Here is a 17,215-nt window from a genome sequence, read left to right on the forward strand (position 1 = left end):
GTCCATAATGGATATAAGAAAAGAAGGAGGCAGTATTCATGAAAGCAGCTGTTTTTGTTAAACCTGGACAGGTTGAGATGCAAGAAGTTGAAAAGCCAAAGGTTCAAGGCCCAAAGGATGCCGTGATCAAGACGGTTCGAGCATCCGTTTGTGGTTCCGATTTGTGGTTTTACCGTGGGATTTCAAAGCGCGAATCCGGCTCACAAGTTGGTCACGAAGCGATTGGAATCGTCGAAGAAGTTGGTTCGGAAGTAACGAACGTCAAGCCTGGTGACTTTGTCATTGCGCCGTTTACCCACGGATGTGGAAAGTGTCAAGCCTGCTTGGCCGGCTTTGATGGCGACTGCCTGGATCCAAATAAGGGTGGTTCGACCGGTTATCAAGCCGAGTACATCGGCTTTAAGAATGCTGACTGGGCCTTGGTTAAGATTCCTGGACAACCGGAAGATTATACGGACGACCAATTGAAGTCCTTCATGACTTTGTCAGACATTATGGCCACTGGTTACCACGCCGCAGCCACTGCCGAAGTGAAGGAGGGTGACACAGCGGTTGTTATGGGTGACGGGGCCGTTGGTTTAGCTGGTGTGATTTCAGCTAAGTTGCGTGGTGCCAAGCGAATCATCTTGATGTCCCGCCACGCTGATCGTCAAGCATTGGGTAAGGAATTTGGCGCAACGGATATCGTGGAAGAACGTGACCAAGCGGCCATTGACCACGTCATGGAATTGACTGGTACCGGAGCCGACGCCGTTTTGGAGTGTGTCGGTTCTGAACAGGCGGTTGCCACAGCCGTTCAGTTGGGTCGCCCAGGTGCCGTTGTTGGTCGCGTGGGTATTCCACAAGACCCAATGATGAACACAAATAACCTATTCTGGAAGAACATTGGTCTCCGTGGTGGCATTGCAGCCGTAACGACCTATGACCGAGCATCGCTCTTACAGGCGGTTTTGGATGACAAGATTAACCCCGGTAAAGTCTTCACTAAGCAATTTGATCTGAAAGATATTCAAAAGGCCTATGAAGCAATGGACAAGCGCGAGGCGATTAAGTCCTTGCTGGTCTTCTAATTACGAAATAAAAAAAGGCGCGATAGGGCGCCTTTTTTTATTTAGAAATCAGCACTAGCTGCTAAATCTGCTAGCTTTTCAAAATTAGCCGTTTCTTGTTTCAATGTTGCGGGAATATATTGTCCCGCAGCTTTTCCAAGTGGTAACTGGGTAGGGAGTTTGTCGAAGTTGTTTTCGATTTGATCAAAAATAATCGCTGCTGCCTTCTTTGGATCACCGGGTTCAGAACCAGTGGCTGATTTTCCAGCTGTGATCGTTTGGTTAGCAGCCTTGTAGTTATCAGGGAATTTTGTTGCTACTGATTGAGAAGAAGAACCACTCCAATCAGTTCTAAATGAACTTGGTTCAACAGTCATGACTTTGATATTGTCTTCAACCAATTCCTTTGAAAGGGACGCCATGATTCCTTCAACCGCAAACTTGGTTCCGTTGTAGAACGATAGTCCAGGAATACCTACAATTCCTGCCATTGATGAAATGGACGAAATGACGCCTGATTGTTGCTTACGCATAATGGGTAAAACAGCCTGAGTCATTTCGATCAGGCCCCAAACGTTAACTTCAAACATATTGCGCACAATCTTCTCTTCTGCCTCTTCAAAAGTCGAGAAGTAGCCAAATCCTGCATTGTTTTCAAGTACATCGATTCGTCCAAACTTATCGAACGTCTTGGAAACAGCTTTTTTAATGTCGTCTTGGTTAGCCATATCAACTTTTAATTTTAAGATTTTTTCTTGATTGAATTCGTCTAAGTAAGACAAATCATTGAGATTTCGAGCGGTTGCAGCTAAATTCAAATTAGGGTTTTTGGCAACAAGTAAAGCGAGTTCCTTACCAAAGCCTCTGGACGTCCCTGTAATCAACCATGTTTTGTTAGTCATGAATAATATCTCCTTTTTTATCTGTGGCGAGTATAGTTTTTTTTTTACCAATAGTCAACCTAAAAACACTAAAAATGTTTTTTTAGTATTTTTAATTTTGTTATACTAATAGTGTTTAAAAGAAGGGAGCATGATATGGGGAAGACGGTTGATTCAAAAGCGATTAAGCATTCAGTCTTGAAAGCTGTTGCACCATTAATTCATGAAGCTGAAGAAATTGATAAAATTAATATCGATAAAATCACCAACTCATTAAATATTAGTAAGTCTACTTTATACAAAGTGTTTTCAAGTAAAGAGGAGATTTTTAAAACCTTTGTCAATAATCTACTTGATTATTTTGAGGAGAATAGCTGGCAAGGTAGACCGGAATCATTAGAGGACTTTCAAAAATTTTATAACTATAGTTTTTATCAAGAGGTAGCGCTTGCAATTTATTTACCGGAGCACTTTAGGGATTTTTTAAAAAGGCAGTATCCAAATTTGATGAACCGAATCAATGGCTTTTTATTAGAAAGAGAAAAGCAGCAGAATCATTTTATTCAATCAGGGATTGAGTTGAAAATAATTAAAGATTCATTTGATCCCAGGATTAGTAATTATCGAGATTTTCTATTACTTTCAAGCATTATTTCTGGTAATAAGTTAGTTGATTTAGATTTAACGGCTAAACAGTTTTTGACAAAATTGTATTACATGAATCAGGGGGAAATGTTCATTCATCCCTATACTTTTTCGTCTTTAAATAAAGAAATTATTGACCCTCTACTTAGCAAGTTAAGAGATTTGTAATATAACCTTATTCAAAAAAATCTTTTTAGAAGCCTAAAAAATCAATCTAAGTAAGCAATTAATGTTCAAATGGAAAGTTTTCTTGAATTTTCTTTGGTAATTCATCGAAAGGGATGGCTTGGACTTCTTCTTCGGAACCGCGTTTCATTGCTTCATCGTAATACCAACATTTATAGTTCAGTAAGTTCGAAACACGTTTGAGTTCAGCCATTTGCTGTTCGACCTCAATTTTTTGTTCTTCAAAGAGGGTTTTGCGCTTAGCAAAAGTCTTCGAACCTTCAGTTGTCCAATCCATAAATTGTCGAATTTCGGGAATGGAGAGGCCGGACTTTTTCAGGCATTCAATAACCTCGAGGGCGTTCATTTCCATGTCGGTAAATTGACGAATGCCTGATGTTCGTTGTAAATCAGGAAATAATCCCTCTTTATCATAGTAGCGAATGGTCGAGATGGACAAACCAGATTTTTTGGATACTTCACCAATTGTCATTTTCATCAAATTGCTCCTTTACCTAAAGTCAACTTTAGGGTTTAACATAAAATATGTTAACAGAATAAATTGAGAATGAAAAGAAATGAGGTTTTTAGATGGCAATTAAAAACAAAGTCGTGATTATTATGGGCGCAACTTCCGGAATGGGGCGTGCAACTGCTTTGAAGTTAAATAAAGAAGGAGCAAAAGTCTTTATTTCCGGTCGTCGAAAAGAGCGCTTAGAAGAAATTGCGAAGGAAGTGGCTTACCCAGAAAATCTGAAGTACTTAGCAGCGGATGTTTCACAGCCCCAGGAAGTGCGGGCGGTGATTGACCGGGCAATTGCTGACTTTGGTCGTGTCGATGTTCTCTTTAACAACGCGGGTGTGATGCCGCTTGGACAATTGTCAGATCCAAATTATGATATCTCGGTTTGGAAGCGTATCTTTGACACGAATTTGATTGGTGTACTAAACGGTATCAAAGCTGTGCTACCACAAATGCAAAAGCAGCAGAGTGGCCTGGTTATTTCGACTTCATCCGTTGTTGGACATGTCGTCATGCCCGCTGGTGCCGCCTACTCCGCATCAAAGTTTGGCGTGCGTGCCATTATGGAAACATTGCGGCAAGAAGAAAACCAGAACGGGATTCGTTCGGCCATTATTTCACCAGGTGCAACGAATACAGAACTAATTCATTCAATTGGTAACGAAGCCATTGAATGAAATTTATCTGAGTCATTCGGTAATGATGCGGATTATTCACTACGAGCAGAAGACATTGCCAACGCTGTTGCCTACATGGTTGACCAGCCAGAACATGTCGATGTTAACGAGATGATTATTCGTCCACGAAAGCAAGAGATTTAAAATAATTTCTTTTGGATAAAAATGAAAGGGGATTAAAGTGAATAATTTTCAGACATTAAGGAACGGCGTTAAAATGCCCCTAGTTGGATTTGGCGTTTTTCAAATCAGTGATTTAGATGAGACACAACAGGTAGTTGAGCTGGCGATTAAAAATGGTTATCGATTAATTGATACTGCTTCGTCATATGGAAATGAAGAAGCGGTTGGCCGTGCGATTCAAGAATCTGGCGTCGACCGAAAACAACTATTCATTACAACAAAGGCATTTGTAAATGAAATGGGTTATCGACAGACAGTTCAGGCCTTTTATCAATCACTTGACAAGTTAAAGCTTGATTATATTGATCTCTACCTCATTCATATGCCATTCGGTGATTATTATGGCTCTTACCAAGCAATTATTGATTTATATAAGGCTGGTAAAATCCGCGCTATTGGTGTCAGCAATTTTGATGAGGCAAAATTAATTGATCTAGTTAAAAATGTCGAAATACTACCACATGTTAATCAAATTGAACACCATCCTCACTTTCAACGGCCCGAGTTACTCAAGTTTATGGCAGAAAATAAGATTCAACCAGAAGCTTGGGCACCCTTTGCTGAAGGGATGAATGGGATGTTTACCGATCCGGTTTTGACTGAAATTGCTCAGGCACATGAAAAATCAGTCGCACAAGTGATTCTTCGCTGGAATATTCAGCAAGGGATTATCGTTATACCAAAATCAACACATGAAAACCGAATTCAAGAGAATTTTTCTGTTTTTGACTTTGAGCTAACACAAGACGAAATGACGAGAATCAATCAATTGGATTTGAAGAAACCATCAATGTTAGATGTTAACGACCCGGCTGAAGTTGAGCGTGTTTATCACTATCTCGAAAATCCGGTCGTTACAACGTTAAAATAATAAGGAGAATTTATGATCTGGACAACCGAAACACTGAACCGCATTAACCAAGCCGACGACTTGCACATCGCACCATTCCGTGCAAACGGGATTGCAGGAACCCCAACCTGGATTTGGGAGGTTGTTGTTGACAATCGCTTGTTTGTTCGTGCCTATAACGGCAAGAAGTCATCGTGGTATCAAAGCGCGATAGCAAACAAAACAGGAATTATTCAAGCAGCTGGTCAGGACTTTGACGTGTCTTTCCAGCCAATTGATGATGCGTCCTTGCTAAGCAAAATTGATGATGCTTACCAGGTAAAGTACGCACCATCCCCATACGTTGCCCCGATGATCGCTGAGCAATCACGGCAGGCGACCGTTGAAATTCAACTGAAAGATAAATAATGAAAAAATACAAAAAAGTTCTACTCATCTTGATTCCAATCCTAATTGTGGTGGTTGCTGCCGCGGCCTTTCTTTATCAACGGCAACAGAACCAAACGAAAAGCAATGAGCCCAAGCCAACGGAAGCAACAGTGTTCTTCCACGGGTATGGTTCGTCACGCAATGCTGAAAAGTCAATGAGCAATTATTTGGTTAAGGAAAAAGTCTCCAACCGTAAGATTAATGTCACGGTTTCAAAGAACGGAAAAGTCGACTTTTCAGGCCAGGCCAAGGCGGGTGACAAGAACCCAATTTACCTCGTTCAGTTTAATGATAATAGCAATGTTGACTTTGCCAAGACGAATCAATGGGTGACGACCATCATGACACAACTGCACAAGCAAGGTATCAAATCCGTCAACTTGATTGGTCATTCGATGGGAAACATGGCCATTGTCTATTATCTGAAGAATCATGCGCAGCAGAGTAGCCAGCTGCCAGCGGTTAAGCGCGAAATTGACATTGCTGGTCACTTTAACGGTTTGAACCGTCAAGAGGCGGCTTTCTCGTCATTGAATGAACAGGGACAGCCTAGTCAGGAAACCGACTCCTTCAAGGCCTTAGCTGGATTGGAAAAGTACTATCAGAATAACTCAACGAAGGTGCTAAACATCTACGGGAACAGTACAGGATTGACACAGTCCGATTCGACGGTGCCAAACAATTCTTCCAAGTCGTTGAAGTATTTTGTGCAAACACCAAGCACTTACCAGGAACGGTTAATTTCAGGCAAGAATGCTCAGCATTCGAAGCTTCACGAAAATCAAGAGGTAGATGAGTTATTAGTCAAGTTTTTGACGGATAAACTATCGTAATTCATTTAATAAGGGACAAACATTTATTGTTTGGCCTTTTTTAATTTGCCCTCACACATGACTGATTCAAAGATTCGTGAAAATGCCGAAAAAAACTACGAAGAATATGCGATTTCAGCCGAACGCATTGCATTGGTGGTCACCAATGTATTGGATATGCCAGTCGATGCTGCGTTGAACGATATTACGATTCGTCCAATTAATCAGGTGCAGCAATCAGCCCAAATTCTTATTAACACAAAAAAAAGACGCTCAAACTGAGCGCCTTTTTGTTTGCTTATTTTTCTTATTTGTCACTTGCATCTTCTTCCTTTGTCAGCAATGCAAGTTGTTCATTGATGGAAGCTAGCATCTCCATTTGCATCTTTTGAATTTGCATGCTGTTTGGTTGATCTTGTTGGATGAGGTGGTCGACTTTGGCGTGTAGAAGGCGAATTTCTTCTTCAGACTTCAAGTTCACGTGGTAATCGTTTTTTGATTCCATCCGATCATAGTCAGAAGCACGATTTTGCGCCATCATGATTAAGGGCGCCTGAATGGCAGCGACCATTGACAGGAACAAGTTCAATAGGATGAAGGGGAAGGGATCGAAGTTTGCGCCGAAGACGTGCGTCACGTTGATGATGATCCAACCAAGCATGATAGCGACAAAGGAAATCACGAATGGCCACGAACCACCAAAGTGGGCAACACCGTCCGCAATCTTTTGTCCAAGGGTATAGGTGTTTTCGAGCTTCTTACCAACATCGATAATCTTGTAGTTATCGTTGTCGAGAACACGGTGCATCTTTTGGTGAATTTGCTTGTTCTTTTTCTTATCCTCTTGAATCATCTTATCAAGTTTTTGAAGACGATATTTTACCAAGTGTTCAGAACAGATAAAGCTCTGATCAGAAGCTTTCGGATGATCGGCGATAATTAATTTCTTAGTTTCCGGATCTAATTCGTGTAAGAAAGCACCACCCGCAAAGTCGTATTCCGCGTGGTCAATTAAGCATTGAAAGAGGCTGTCCTGTTCTTCTGCCATGCTAGCTCCTTTAGTTTATATTTATGAAGTATTTAAAACGAATACTCTCATTATAAACGTTCGTTATCTAACTTTGAAGAACTTTCACTAAAAAGGTGAAATTTTTCGAAATGTTCGTGTAAATACTGTGTTGTTAAACTGTCGGATTGCTCAGCTAATTCTTTTGGTTGGCCCATCGCCATGACACGTCCCCCCTGGTCACCACCGCGAGGACCGAGGTCGATTAACCAATCAGCATTGGTCATCATATCAAGATCATGAGTGATAATGACGATAGTTGCGCCCTTTTCTTTAAGTCGGTTCAAGACACCGAGCAGTGTCTGAACATCTAAGGGGTGCAAGCCAATCGTTGGTTCATCAAAGACAAAGAGACTGTTCTTTTGACTTTTGTGTAGATGGGAAACAAGCTTCAGACGTTGTGCTTCACCACCAGAAAGAGAAGGCGTTGCCTGTCCAAGATGGAGGTAGTGAAGCCCAATCTCATCAAGTAGTTTTAGCTCTTGTTCAATCTTTTCTTCACCCTGAAACAGGGGAAGGGCCTCTTTAACTGACAAATTCAAGATGTCGACGATTGAATGTTCCTGCCAGAAAATGGTCTGGATTTTCTCGTTGTAACGACCCCCGTCACAAGTTGGACAGGTCTCAACGATGTCTGGTAGAAACTGCACGTCCTCCGTAATTACGCCTAACCCTTGGCAGGTTGGACAGGCTCCGGACTTGTTATTGTAAGAAAAGTCGCTTTGTGTGAGGCCGGCTTGTTTCGCCGCTGGTTGAGCTGCAAAAAGTTCCCGAAGACCATCCATAATGTTGGTATAGGTCGCCAAAGTCGAGCGGGCATTCCGACCGATTGGTTTGGCATCAATGGCGACCGTGTTCCTAATTGACGTTGTCAGTTCACTTACCGTTTTTGGTAACTCGCCCCCAGCTTTTTTGGCTTGAATGGCCGGTATGAGGTTATCCAAAATCAGGGACGTTTTACCGGCTCCTGAAAAGCCCGTGATTGTCGAAATTTCGTGTTCTGGAATTTTTACCGAAACGTTGTTGAGATTATGAAAATGATCAACCGTGAGCGTTGTCCAGCCCTGACCCTGTGCATTGACTTTTTGATGGAGGATGTCGGCTTTCCCAGTCAGGAAGGGCGCAATGAGTGATGCTGGCTTCTTGGCTAACTCACCTGGTGTTCCGGCATCAATGACGTGACCGCCAGCCTCACCAGAACCTGGACCGATTTCGATAATCCAGTCGGCTGCTGCAATGAGGTCTACCTCGTGGTCGACTACGACGAGCGAGTTGCCTTGTGCAATCAGTTGTCGAAAGACTTTGATAAGGCCCTGAATGTTATCCGGGTGTAGTCCAATGGATGGTTCGTCCAGGACATAAAGAACACCGGTAGTCTGGGCTCGGATTGTTTTAGCCAGTTGTAACCGTTGTAACTCTCCGGTTGAAAGTGATGCACCGGGTCGTGACATGGTTAAATAGTCCAGACCGAGTTCAAGGATTGGGCGCAACGTTCCCGTTAAGTTTTGAAAGAGCGTCTTGGCCAATTTTGTCATGTTTTTAGGTAGGGAAGAAAGGGTCTGTGTTGCCCAGCCTTCTAATTTTCCTAGTGGTAAATTGGACACCTGCACGATGCTTTGCCCGTCGACCGTCTGTTTTAACAAAGCCGGATTTAACCGTGAACCATGACAAGTTGGGCAGATGGAGAAATGGTAGAATTTGTTCAGTTTCTTGAGCGTTGCCTGACTTTTGACGTTGGCGAGTGAATCCGTGACCGCATCATAGGCGTTTTCATAGAGGGAACCGTCCGAGTGGTAGACGCGACCAGTTGAGGTATGAAAGTCAACCGGGTAGAGTTTCTTTTCCCCGTGTAAGACAATCTGCTTTTCTTTGTCCGATAAATCCTTGTAGGGGACATCGATATGAACACCCAAAGTCTGGGCAATTGAGGGCATGAAATTACGACCAGGCAGGTGCCAAGAAGCGACGGCTCCGTCCTTGATGGATAGATTCTCATCCTTAATCAACTTCTGTTCATCTAGTTCACGAACCTGTCCGGTACCGTGACAGGTGGGACAGGCACCCGTGCTATTAAAGGAAAAGTCTTCCGCTGAAAAGGCCGTAAAATGGACGCCACAAACGGGACAGGTGAGTTGCCCTTGGTTATGGTGTTCACCCGGTTTTTCGGCGTCGTTCATGGCTTGAGCAATGGCAAGGGAAGGGGCCATTCGGTGGCCGTTTGGACAAACTGGCGAACCTAAGCGTGAAAAGATTAGCCTAGTGATATTGGCTAGTTCGCTAATGGAGCCCAAAGTCGATCGTTCCCCCGGCGTTGCCGGTCGTTGCTTTAAGGCAATGGCTGCCGGTATGTATTGAACCGAATCGACTTCTGCCGCTACATCCTTGCCCATTCGATTTTGGGTATAGGTGGATAAGGATTCCAAGTAGCGCCTGGACCCTTCTGAAAAGAGGATGCCCATGGCCAGGGAGGATTTACCAGAACCCGAGCGTCCCGAAATGGCCACAAACTGATTGAGTGGAATGTCCACGTTGATGTTTTTTAAATTATGTACTCGGCCGCCACGAACTTCAATTTGACTGGGGATGGATGGATGTTTGGTCATGTTGCCTCCTAATTAGCCTTTTCTTTTCGGATAGTTCAAGTATAGTACAATTAAGTAACTTTTGATTGGGAGTGTGTAGATGATTAAGCGACCGACTTTATTGAACAAAGGGGATGAAATCCGGATTATTTCGCCCAGTTCATCCATCGCCCGTGTTGGTGGATTTAATGAAAATTTACGGGCAAAGAAACGTTTGGCAGCACTGGGCTTTCGGGTCAGCTTTGGACAGCATATTTTGGAAAACGATGTCTTTTACTCAAGCAGCATTGCCTCCCGTGTTGCAGACTTGCACGATGCTTTTCTTGACGAGCAGGTGAAGGCCGTCATGACGACCATTGGAGGTAACAACTCGAACGAGTTATTGCCATACATTGACTATGATTTGCTTGCAAAACATCCTAAGGTCTTTTGTGGTTATTCAGATACGACGAGTTTGCATAATGCCATCCGAGCAAAAACTGGCCTGGCGACTTTCTATGGTCCGGCCTATTCCTCCTTTAAAATGGACGAGTTGCAGGAGTATCAAAGTCAGTCTTTTCTTGAAGCAGTCAGCCACCATTCTTTTGAATTAAAGCCGAGTGCTTCCTGGTCATCCGATGCGTGGTTCGATTCTTCCGTTGCACGACAGCTGAAAGCAGGGGAGTGGAAAGCCTACAATGAGGGTTCGGCTAGGGGCACTTCAACAGGTGGCAATATTCAAACTTACAATTTGCAGGCTGGGACCACTTATTTTCCTGAAGTAGCTAATCCCGTTGTTTTTGTTGAACAAGCAAAAGGGGGCAGTCCGCTTGAGTTTTCGAGTCAACTAGCACAGATTTTGCAACTTCATCCCGATCTTGCTGCTTTGGTCATTGGACGTTTTCCAGTGATAAATCAAATGTCTGAGGAGAATCTGCAATTAATCCTCGACAAATATCCCGTTTTGCAAACCATCCCCGTTCTTTACGACGTGGATTTTGGACACACACAGCCGATTTTTACCCTACCTCTGGGTACTGACTTCTACGTCAAGGCCAGCAAAGACGGCAACAGCAAACTTACTGTTTTGTAAGGTCGTGCTTCTTATCATCCTGACTTAAATGCCTTATAATGAACTTACAAAGATAAAGAACTGAAGGAGCTGTTCATGTCTCGTTTATTTAGCCAGGTGGCTGGTCCATTGATTTTTTCGCTCATTTTGTCGGCCATCCTAACCTATGTTTCCCATCATTTAATTCAAAAAAATCGCTACCGGCTGCTCTGTGGAATTGTTGTCAACATCACCATTCTTGCTTACTTTCTAACGCTGACGCTACTTTTGGTTTCGCTTAATCAGCCAACGCTGCTGAGTGGCTATCTCGTCCTCTTAGTCATTATTGCGATTCCAATTTTCTTGTTATTGGCAACGTCGGCCTACCTATTTATTTTTAACGGCTTGATTGTTTGGCGCCGGGAAAGTCATTCATTGGGGAATGTCTTAACCTTGATTATTGGCTTTCTTTTAATCATTGTGCCAGCCGGCTTCCGTTTGCTAAACAGCTGGTGGCCAAATTCGAAGCCAATCGCCTTTTTACAGAACGTTTCGATTCTTTTTGTTCTCTACCTGCTCTTTTGGGTGCTGACTTTCTTAACCTCTTTTTTCATCACCAAAGTCTTTCGACCAAAAGATGACCAGGAATACGCCATCGTATTGGGCTCTGGCTTGATTGGTGGTACTAAGGTGTCGCCATTACTGGGATCACGAATCCAGGCCGCCATTGATTTGCAAAAGAATCAGTTTGAAAAGACGGGTAAGCTATTGACGATTGTTATGTCTGGTGGACAAGGTGGTGATGAGAAGCTGCCCGAAGGTGTTGCTATGAAAGAATACGCCATTGAACACGGTGTGCCCGCCGACAAGATTTTGGTCGATGACAAGTCCAAAAACTCCTATGAAAACATGCTCTTTTCAAAGCAATTACTGGAAGCACACGGCTTTGATATCAGTAAGGGAATTTTTGCCACAAACGATTACCATGTCTTTCGTGCAGCGGGGTACGCCCGTTTGGTTGGTTTAAATATTAACGGTATTGGTTCGAAGACTTCTTCTTACTTCCTGCCAAACGCGTTGATTCGTGAATACATTGCCATCTTGCTCAATCACAAGCGCTTTCACGTTGTGATGGTGGCGTTGATTGTGGTGATGAGTGCGTTGATTTTTATTTGAAAATGATGATAAGAAAGGTTCTTGGTGATTAATTCCCAAGGCCTTTTTTATTATTTGTCCTAAGTAGCATCAAAAGTAGCTAATAATGAAAGCAGTATGGATAATGAAGGTGAGAATTTAAAAAATAGTCAGGAGGAATTCCATTGAAAAGAGTTTCGTTGATTCAAGCAGAGCAATTATTAATAATTTATATGAACTTAGTTAAACACACTCATCAACCCATTTTAATTGAAGATGGTTCGAATTCCGCCATTTTATTGAACAAAGCTGATTACGAAGAACTGTCTCAAAATGCTCATTGACTTAGCTAAAACATAGCATACAAAAAGCACGCCCAGACTTTTACATCTTGGCGTGCTCTTTTTTATGTGCTTAAGGAAAGCTTAGCACATGTCCATGCCCATCTTCTTGTAAGATTCAAGGCTTGAAATCTTTAATTCGCTGACTTTGCAGCCGCGTTCCTCGGCGAGGGCGTTCATTAACGTGTCCATGGCCATTAGGTCGTACTTCTTTTCAGGTTCTTCCTTGGTCCAAACTTGCATCTGGGCCATCATACCGCCGTCTTCGTGTTCGATGATGTGGCAGTGGTACATGAAGACACCTTCGTAGTTGAACTTCATCTTGATTCGAACCGTTTCACCAGGGTTAACGGAAACCGTGTCCTTGTAGCCTAATTCGTTAGGGTAAGGGGCTTCACCGTTACGCGAAACAATTTGGAAGGAGCCACCGTGCATGTGGTAAGGGTGAAGCATTCCGCCACAGCAGTCGTTGGTGTTGGTAATATCCCAGTACTCGGACTTGCCAAGTTCTTGTCGGTCATCAATCCGCATCATACCGAACTTTTTACCGTTCAACATGACTTCTTCATCCGTTCCAGACATCACCACTTGGTGCACGTGAGCGTTTGGTTCTGGATCAGGGTAGGCTGTATCGGCCAAGTGCTCTGGAATTTCGGTGTCATCCTTGGCGAATTCCTTGATGTTGAAAGTCAAGATTGGCATGTCATCGGAGTACAGGCTGACTTTGTCACCAGGCTTGTAGTCCTTAAAGTCCAAGATAAATTCGGCACGCTCGGCACAGGTAATCATGAACTTCGTCATCTGAACGGGTTCTGGCAAGAGTCCACCATCGGAGGCGATTTGGGTCATGACCAAGTCGTCAGATAGGTGCAAGCGCCATTCGCGACGGTTGGAACCATCCAAGAAACGAACGCGCAGCTTTTGGGTTGTGACATCAAATTCAGGGTTGACGGTTCCGTTTAACATGGCTGTTGGACCGGCGGTTCCATCAGGATCGTAGTCGCCATCATAGTCCCACTGGTTATCCTCATGGAAACGACGGTCTTGTAAGACAACAGGGATGTCATCGACACCATAGTTGTGCGGAATTGGCAAGCTTGCTTCGTGCTCATCCTTGACGTAGGCCATGGCAGCGAGTCCGTGCCAAACGTCCCAGCCAGTCAATGGACATGGGTGGGCGTGCAACCATGTAGTTGACGCGGGTTGGTCGACTTTGAACGTGATTTCCTTTGCTTCACCGGGGTAAACGGGGGCATGACAACCACCATCGATGAAGGGTCCGGGTACGTCCAATCCGTGCCAGTGGAAAGTCGTGAGTTCCGGCAAGGTGTTCTTCAAAGTTACGTGGTAAGTCTTACCACTCTTAAAGACAATCGTCTTACCGAGCAGGCTTTGGTTGTAGCCCCAAGTCTTGGTCTTTGGACCGGGAACAATCTGGGTTTCACCAGGTTGGGCGTGAACGGTCAACCAAACATCGGTATCGGTTTCCTTATCCGGCTTTAGGATTTCTGGAATGTTTAGCGGTACCGTTGGGGAATCATACTTCTCCAAGGGTACATAGCCACCATCGTGGTAATCGTAGGCTGATTCGTTAAAAAAGTAGTCGTTATAGATCGGCTTTTTTGATTCTGTCATCATATTTCCTCCTCTATCTACGGATAGTATACAAGAATAGTTCTAATTTGTGTAATAAATATGTTATGATTTAGTCACACAAGTAGTAATCATCAAAAAAGAGGAGCGGGAGACATGTCATTTAATCGAATTTTCCATTTCATTATGGCCTTAGTTTGGGTTTACACGATTTATCTTTTAGCCAGTATGCAGGGGATGTTAGCCATGTACGTCATGGCTGGCGGTATGCTAGTTGATTCAGTTTACGCCATGATTTCGAATGGGAAGGGCTGCTAACTTCTTAGCCCACTAGTGGACAAACAAAGCCTACAGAATGGGTATTCATGGTCAAAATGAACATGGTTAGTTATTCTGTGGGTTTTTTAACTATAAAGGAGGGTGAAAACGATGCCTAGTCAAAAGCAGAGTTCCGATCAATTGGCACAAATGCCCATCGACCAGTTCTATCAAACAGTAGCAAGTAGTGACAATGGGCTAAATGCCAATCAGGTGAAAACGCAAGAGGCAAAGTATGGGCCGAATGTCATTACTGCCGCAAAGGGTCAAAATAAACTGTGGCAGTTTTTGAAGAACTTCACCAGTTTAATGGCCATTCTACTCTGGGTTTCTGGTTTCATCGCCATCTTTGCCCAAATGTTGGAATTGGGAATCGCCATCTGGGCTGTCAACATGATTAACGGGCTCTTTAGTTTTTGGCAAGAGAACCAGGCCCAGAAGGCTTCGGATGCTTTGAAGAAAATGTTGCCAACCAAGGCAACGGTTATTCGCGACGGCCAGTCACAGCAAATTGACACGGCGGCGATTGTGCCGGGTGATTTATTGGTCATTTCTGCGGGCGATAGTATCTCCGCCGATGCCCGGGTCATTTCTTCCGATTCGTTGCAAGTTGATGAGTCCGCCTTAACCGGTGAGTCTGACCTGACCGACAAAAAAGCAGACTACCACCATGGAGAGGGCAAGTTTGCTGAGCAAAATTTGGTTTATGCTGGAACAGTGGCCTCTGCTGGTTCTGCCAAAGTCATGGCTATCAACACGGGAATGAACACGGAATTTGGACAAATTGCCAAGTTAACTCAGGGACAACAGTCCAAGCCATCCCCACTCGAAATCGAATTGAACCGTTTGACCCGCCAACTGTCCATTATCGCCATTTCAATCGGGGTTGCCTTCTTCATGGCAGCCATCTTCTTTGTTCATTATCCGGTGGCCCAGTCCTTCATCTTCGCCCTTGGAATGGTTGTGGCCTTTATACCCGAGGGCTTGCTCCCCACGGTGACTTTGTCATTGGCGCAGGGGGTCCAGCGAATGGCCAAGAAGCATGCTTTGGTTAAGAACCTAAACAGTGTCGAAACACTGGGTGAAACGACCGTCATCGCTTCGGATAAAACTGGAACGCTCACGCAAAACCAGATGACCATTAACAATGTCTGGCTTCCCGATAAAGTCTATACGGTGTCTGGCGAAGGTTACGTCAATAACGGTCAGGTGATGGATGGGGATCAACCTGTAAAAGTAGGTAAAAATGCTGATTTGGACCTATTGTTAAAGGCAGTGACCTTAAACAACGACACAGCGGTTAAAGCAGCGAACAAGCCCGATGGCCAACCACAAATCGTGGGGACGCCCACCGAAGCCTCACTCGTGATTTTGGCTCAAAAGTATCAGCTGAACAGCGACGAGCTGAACGCTCAAAATCCTCGTCAGAAAACGTTGGTATTCGATTCCGATCGAAAGCGGATGTCGACGATTAACAAAAACGAGAAGGGGCAACTGACCCTCTACACGAAAGGTGCCCTGGACGGTGTCTTGGCCAAGACCAAGTCCATTTTGACGAATGGTCAGGTTCGGGACATTACGGACAATGATGTTCAACAAATTCAAGCGGCCAACGAGTCCTATGCAAAGCAGGGACTCCGTGCTCTAGCGGTTGCTTACCGTGATTTGTCAGACAATGAAAGTCAGGATTTATCGAAAGCCACTGCCGAAAATACTGAACAGAATTTGACTTTTGTCGGCTTGACCATCATGGCCGATCCACCACGTCCTGAAATCTATGCAGCGGTGAAGAAGGCCCACCAAGCCGGTATTCGCATCATCATGGTTACAGGTGATGGACCAATCACTGGAAAGTCAGTGGCCGTCAAAATTGGTTTGGTATCCAATCAGGCCCGCGTGGTTACGGGAGATGAACTAACCAACATGTCCGATGATGACCTACGCGAGGCAGTCAAGGGTGAAGTACTCTTTGCTCGCGTGGCTCCTGAACAGAAATACCGCATTGTGAAGGCTAACCAAGCGAACGGTGAAATTGTGGCGTCGACGGGGGATGGTGTCAATGATGCCCCAGCTTTGAAACAAGCTGATATTGGGATTGCCATGGGCGCTACCGGAACCGACGTCGCCAAGGAAGCGGCCGACATGATTTTGACGGACGATAACTTTGCATCGATTATTGCCGCCATTGAAGAAGGCCGAACGGTGTACAGTAACATTCAAAAGTTCTTGCTTTACATCTTGAACTCGAACGTCCCTGAAGCCTTCCCATCCGTTCTTTTCCTCTTTTCTGGGGGCTTAATCCCATTGCCACTGACAGTTATGCAGATTTTAACCATTGATTTGGGAACGGATATGCTTCCAGCGCTGGGATTGGGCTCTGAAAAGAGTGAACCTGGTGTTATGCAGGAACCCCCACGTTCACGAAAAGCACACCTACTGAATAAGTCCATTATTTGGAAAGCATTCGCGCTCTACGGGTTGGTCGCTTCCTTAATTTCATCGGCTGCCTACTTCTTTGTGAACTACGCCTATGGTTGGCCCAAGCACGCGCTGTCAGCCTCTGGTTCCGTCTATGCCGAAGCAACCACCATTACCTTGGCGGCCATTGTGTTCTGCCAGATCGCTGCGGCCATGAACGCTCGTACCAAGTACACGTCTGTCTTTAAGATTGGCCTCTTCAGTAACCGACACATTATCACGGGAATTATCTTCGAAATCTTCCTGATTTCACTGATTATCTACGTACCATTCTTACAGGGCGTCTTTAACACACACGCCCTAGGTGTGGCTGAATGGCTCTTCTTGATTGCCATTCCAATCCCATTGGTTCTCTTAGAAGAATTACGGAAGTGGTTTGTCCGGAAGTATTTCATGAAGTTGAGTCAATAAGAGAGGTTTAAATGTTAACAAAGCTATTTTCCACACGTTTTAAATCAG

General features: G+C 44.3%; 15 protein-coding genes and 1 pseudogene. 11 read left to right on the forward strand and 5 right to left on the reverse strand.

Annotated elements, in window-relative coordinates; translation table 11 throughout:
• The first annotated feature begins 38 nt into the window (after positions 1 to 38).
• Complete coding sequence (locus ACSYSL_RS01360) at positions 39 to 1,070, forward strand: zinc-binding dehydrogenase (protein WP_491708799.1); 1,032 nt, start codon at positions 39 to 41, stop codon at positions 1,068 to 1,070.
• A 41-nt stretch (positions 1,071 to 1,111) separates the two neighbouring features.
• Here ACSYSL_RS01360 and ACSYSL_RS01365 read toward each other — a convergent pair whose 3' ends face one another.
• Positions 1,112 to 1,951 carry an SDR family NAD(P)-dependent oxidoreductase gene (locus ACSYSL_RS01365; protein WP_491708800.1) on the reverse strand — a complete coding sequence of 280 codons (840 nt, stop codon included), beginning with the start codon at positions 1,949 to 1,951 and terminating at the stop codon, positions 1,112 to 1,114.
• Between the two features lie 135 nt (positions 1,952 to 2,086).
• Between ACSYSL_RS01365 and ACSYSL_RS01370 the strand changes: the two genes are divergently transcribed.
• Complete coding sequence (locus tag ACSYSL_RS01370) at positions 2,087 to 2,743, forward strand: TetR/AcrR family transcriptional regulator (RefSeq protein ID WP_491708801.1); 657 nt, start codon at positions 2,087 to 2,089, stop codon at positions 2,741 to 2,743.
• Positions 2,744 to 2,801: 58 nt separating this feature from the next.
• Here the strand turns inward: ACSYSL_RS01370 and ACSYSL_RS01375 are convergent, their stop codons facing one another.
• Positions 2,802 to 3,239, reverse strand: a complete 438-nt coding sequence (locus ACSYSL_RS01375; protein WP_491708802.1) for a MerR family transcriptional regulator — start codon at positions 3,237 to 3,239, stop codon at positions 2,802 to 2,804.
• 92 nt (positions 3,240 to 3,331) lie between these two features.
• On the opposite strand from ACSYSL_RS01375, the pseudogene ACSYSL_RS01380 reads away from it, so the two are divergent.
• The 5 genes and pseudogenes from ACSYSL_RS01380 to ACSYSL_RS01400 all read left to right on the forward strand — a co-directional run bounded on the left by ACSYSL_RS01380 (position 3,332) and on the right by ACSYSL_RS01400 (position 6,496).
• Positions 3,332 to 4,084 (forward strand): annotated as a pseudogene (locus ACSYSL_RS01380) (SDR family oxidoreductase).
• A 37-nt stretch (positions 4,085 to 4,121) separates the two neighbouring features.
• Complete coding sequence (locus tag ACSYSL_RS01385; RefSeq protein WP_491708803.1) at positions 4,122 to 4,994, forward strand: aldo/keto reductase; 873 nt, start codon at positions 4,122 to 4,124, stop codon at positions 4,992 to 4,994.
• 12 nt (positions 4,995 to 5,006) lie between these two features.
• Positions 5,007 to 5,381, forward strand: a complete 375-nt coding sequence (locus tag ACSYSL_RS01390; RefSeq protein WP_338344578.1) for a DUF2255 family protein — start codon at positions 5,007 to 5,009, stop codon at positions 5,379 to 5,381.
• Positions 5,381 to 6,235, forward strand: a complete 855-nt coding sequence (locus ACSYSL_RS01395) for an alpha/beta hydrolase (RefSeq protein ID WP_491708804.1) — start codon at positions 5,381 to 5,383, stop codon at positions 6,233 to 6,235. The genes ACSYSL_RS01390 and ACSYSL_RS01395 overlap by 1 nt, the downstream gene beginning before the upstream one ends.
• Before the next feature lie 57 nt (positions 6,236 to 6,292).
• Positions 6,293 to 6,496 carry a hypothetical protein gene (locus ACSYSL_RS01400; protein ID WP_491708805.1) on the forward strand — a complete coding sequence of 68 codons (204 nt, stop codon included), beginning with the start codon at positions 6,293 to 6,295 and terminating at the stop codon, positions 6,494 to 6,496.
• A 25-nt stretch (positions 6,497 to 6,521) separates the two neighbouring features.
• Here ACSYSL_RS01400 and ACSYSL_RS01405 read toward each other — a convergent pair whose 3' ends face one another.
• Together ACSYSL_RS01405 and ACSYSL_RS01410 are read right to left on the reverse strand one after the other, a co-directional pair.
• Positions 6,522 to 7,262, reverse strand: a complete 741-nt coding sequence (locus ACSYSL_RS01405) for a DUF1003 domain-containing protein (RefSeq protein ID WP_187753335.1) — start codon at positions 7,260 to 7,262, stop codon at positions 6,522 to 6,524.
• Between the two features lie 50 nt (positions 7,263 to 7,312).
• A complete protein-coding gene (locus tag ACSYSL_RS01410) occupies positions 7,313 to 9,883 on the reverse strand; it encodes an AAA family ATPase (protein WP_491708806.1) in 2,571 nt (856 codons plus the stop codon).
• Between the two features lie 79 nt (positions 9,884 to 9,962).
• Here ACSYSL_RS01410 and ACSYSL_RS01415 point away from each other — a divergent pair, with 79 nt between their 5' ends.
• Positions 9,963 to 10,934 (forward strand): S66 family peptidase, encoded by a 972-nt coding sequence (locus ACSYSL_RS01415; protein WP_491708807.1) that lies wholly within the window; start codon positions 9,963 to 9,965, stop codon positions 10,932 to 10,934.
• Positions 10,935 to 11,009: 75 nt separating this feature from the next.
• Entirely contained in the window at positions 11,010 to 12,068 is a 1,059-nt protein-coding gene (locus ACSYSL_RS01420) for a YdcF family protein (RefSeq protein WP_491708808.1), read from the forward strand.
• A 383-nt stretch (positions 12,069 to 12,451) separates the two neighbouring features.
• Here the strand turns inward: ACSYSL_RS01420 and ACSYSL_RS01425 are convergent, their stop codons facing one another.
• Positions 12,452 to 14,002 carry a multicopper oxidase family protein gene (locus ACSYSL_RS01425; RefSeq protein WP_491708809.1) on the reverse strand — a complete coding sequence of 517 codons (1,551 nt, stop codon included), beginning with the start codon at positions 14,000 to 14,002 and terminating at the stop codon, positions 12,452 to 12,454.
• Positions 14,003 to 14,116: 114 nt separating this feature from the next.
• On the opposite strand from ACSYSL_RS01425, the gene ACSYSL_RS01430 reads away from it, so the two are divergent.
• Together ACSYSL_RS01430 and ACSYSL_RS01435 are read left to right on the forward strand one after the other, a co-directional pair.
• Complete coding sequence (locus ACSYSL_RS01430; RefSeq protein ID WP_010690826.1) at positions 14,117 to 14,278, forward strand: hypothetical protein; 162 nt, start codon at positions 14,117 to 14,119, stop codon at positions 14,276 to 14,278.
• 111 nt (positions 14,279 to 14,389) lie between these two features.
• On the forward strand, positions 14,390 to 17,167 hold the full coding sequence (locus ACSYSL_RS01435) for a cation-translocating P-type ATPase (protein WP_491708810.1): 2,778 nt from the start codon (positions 14,390 to 14,392) through the stop codon (positions 17,165 to 17,167).
• The last annotated feature ends 48 nt before the right edge of the window (positions 17,168 to 17,215 follow it).

The sequence above is a fragment of the Fructobacillus sp. ESL1129 genome, assembly GCF_058507945.1.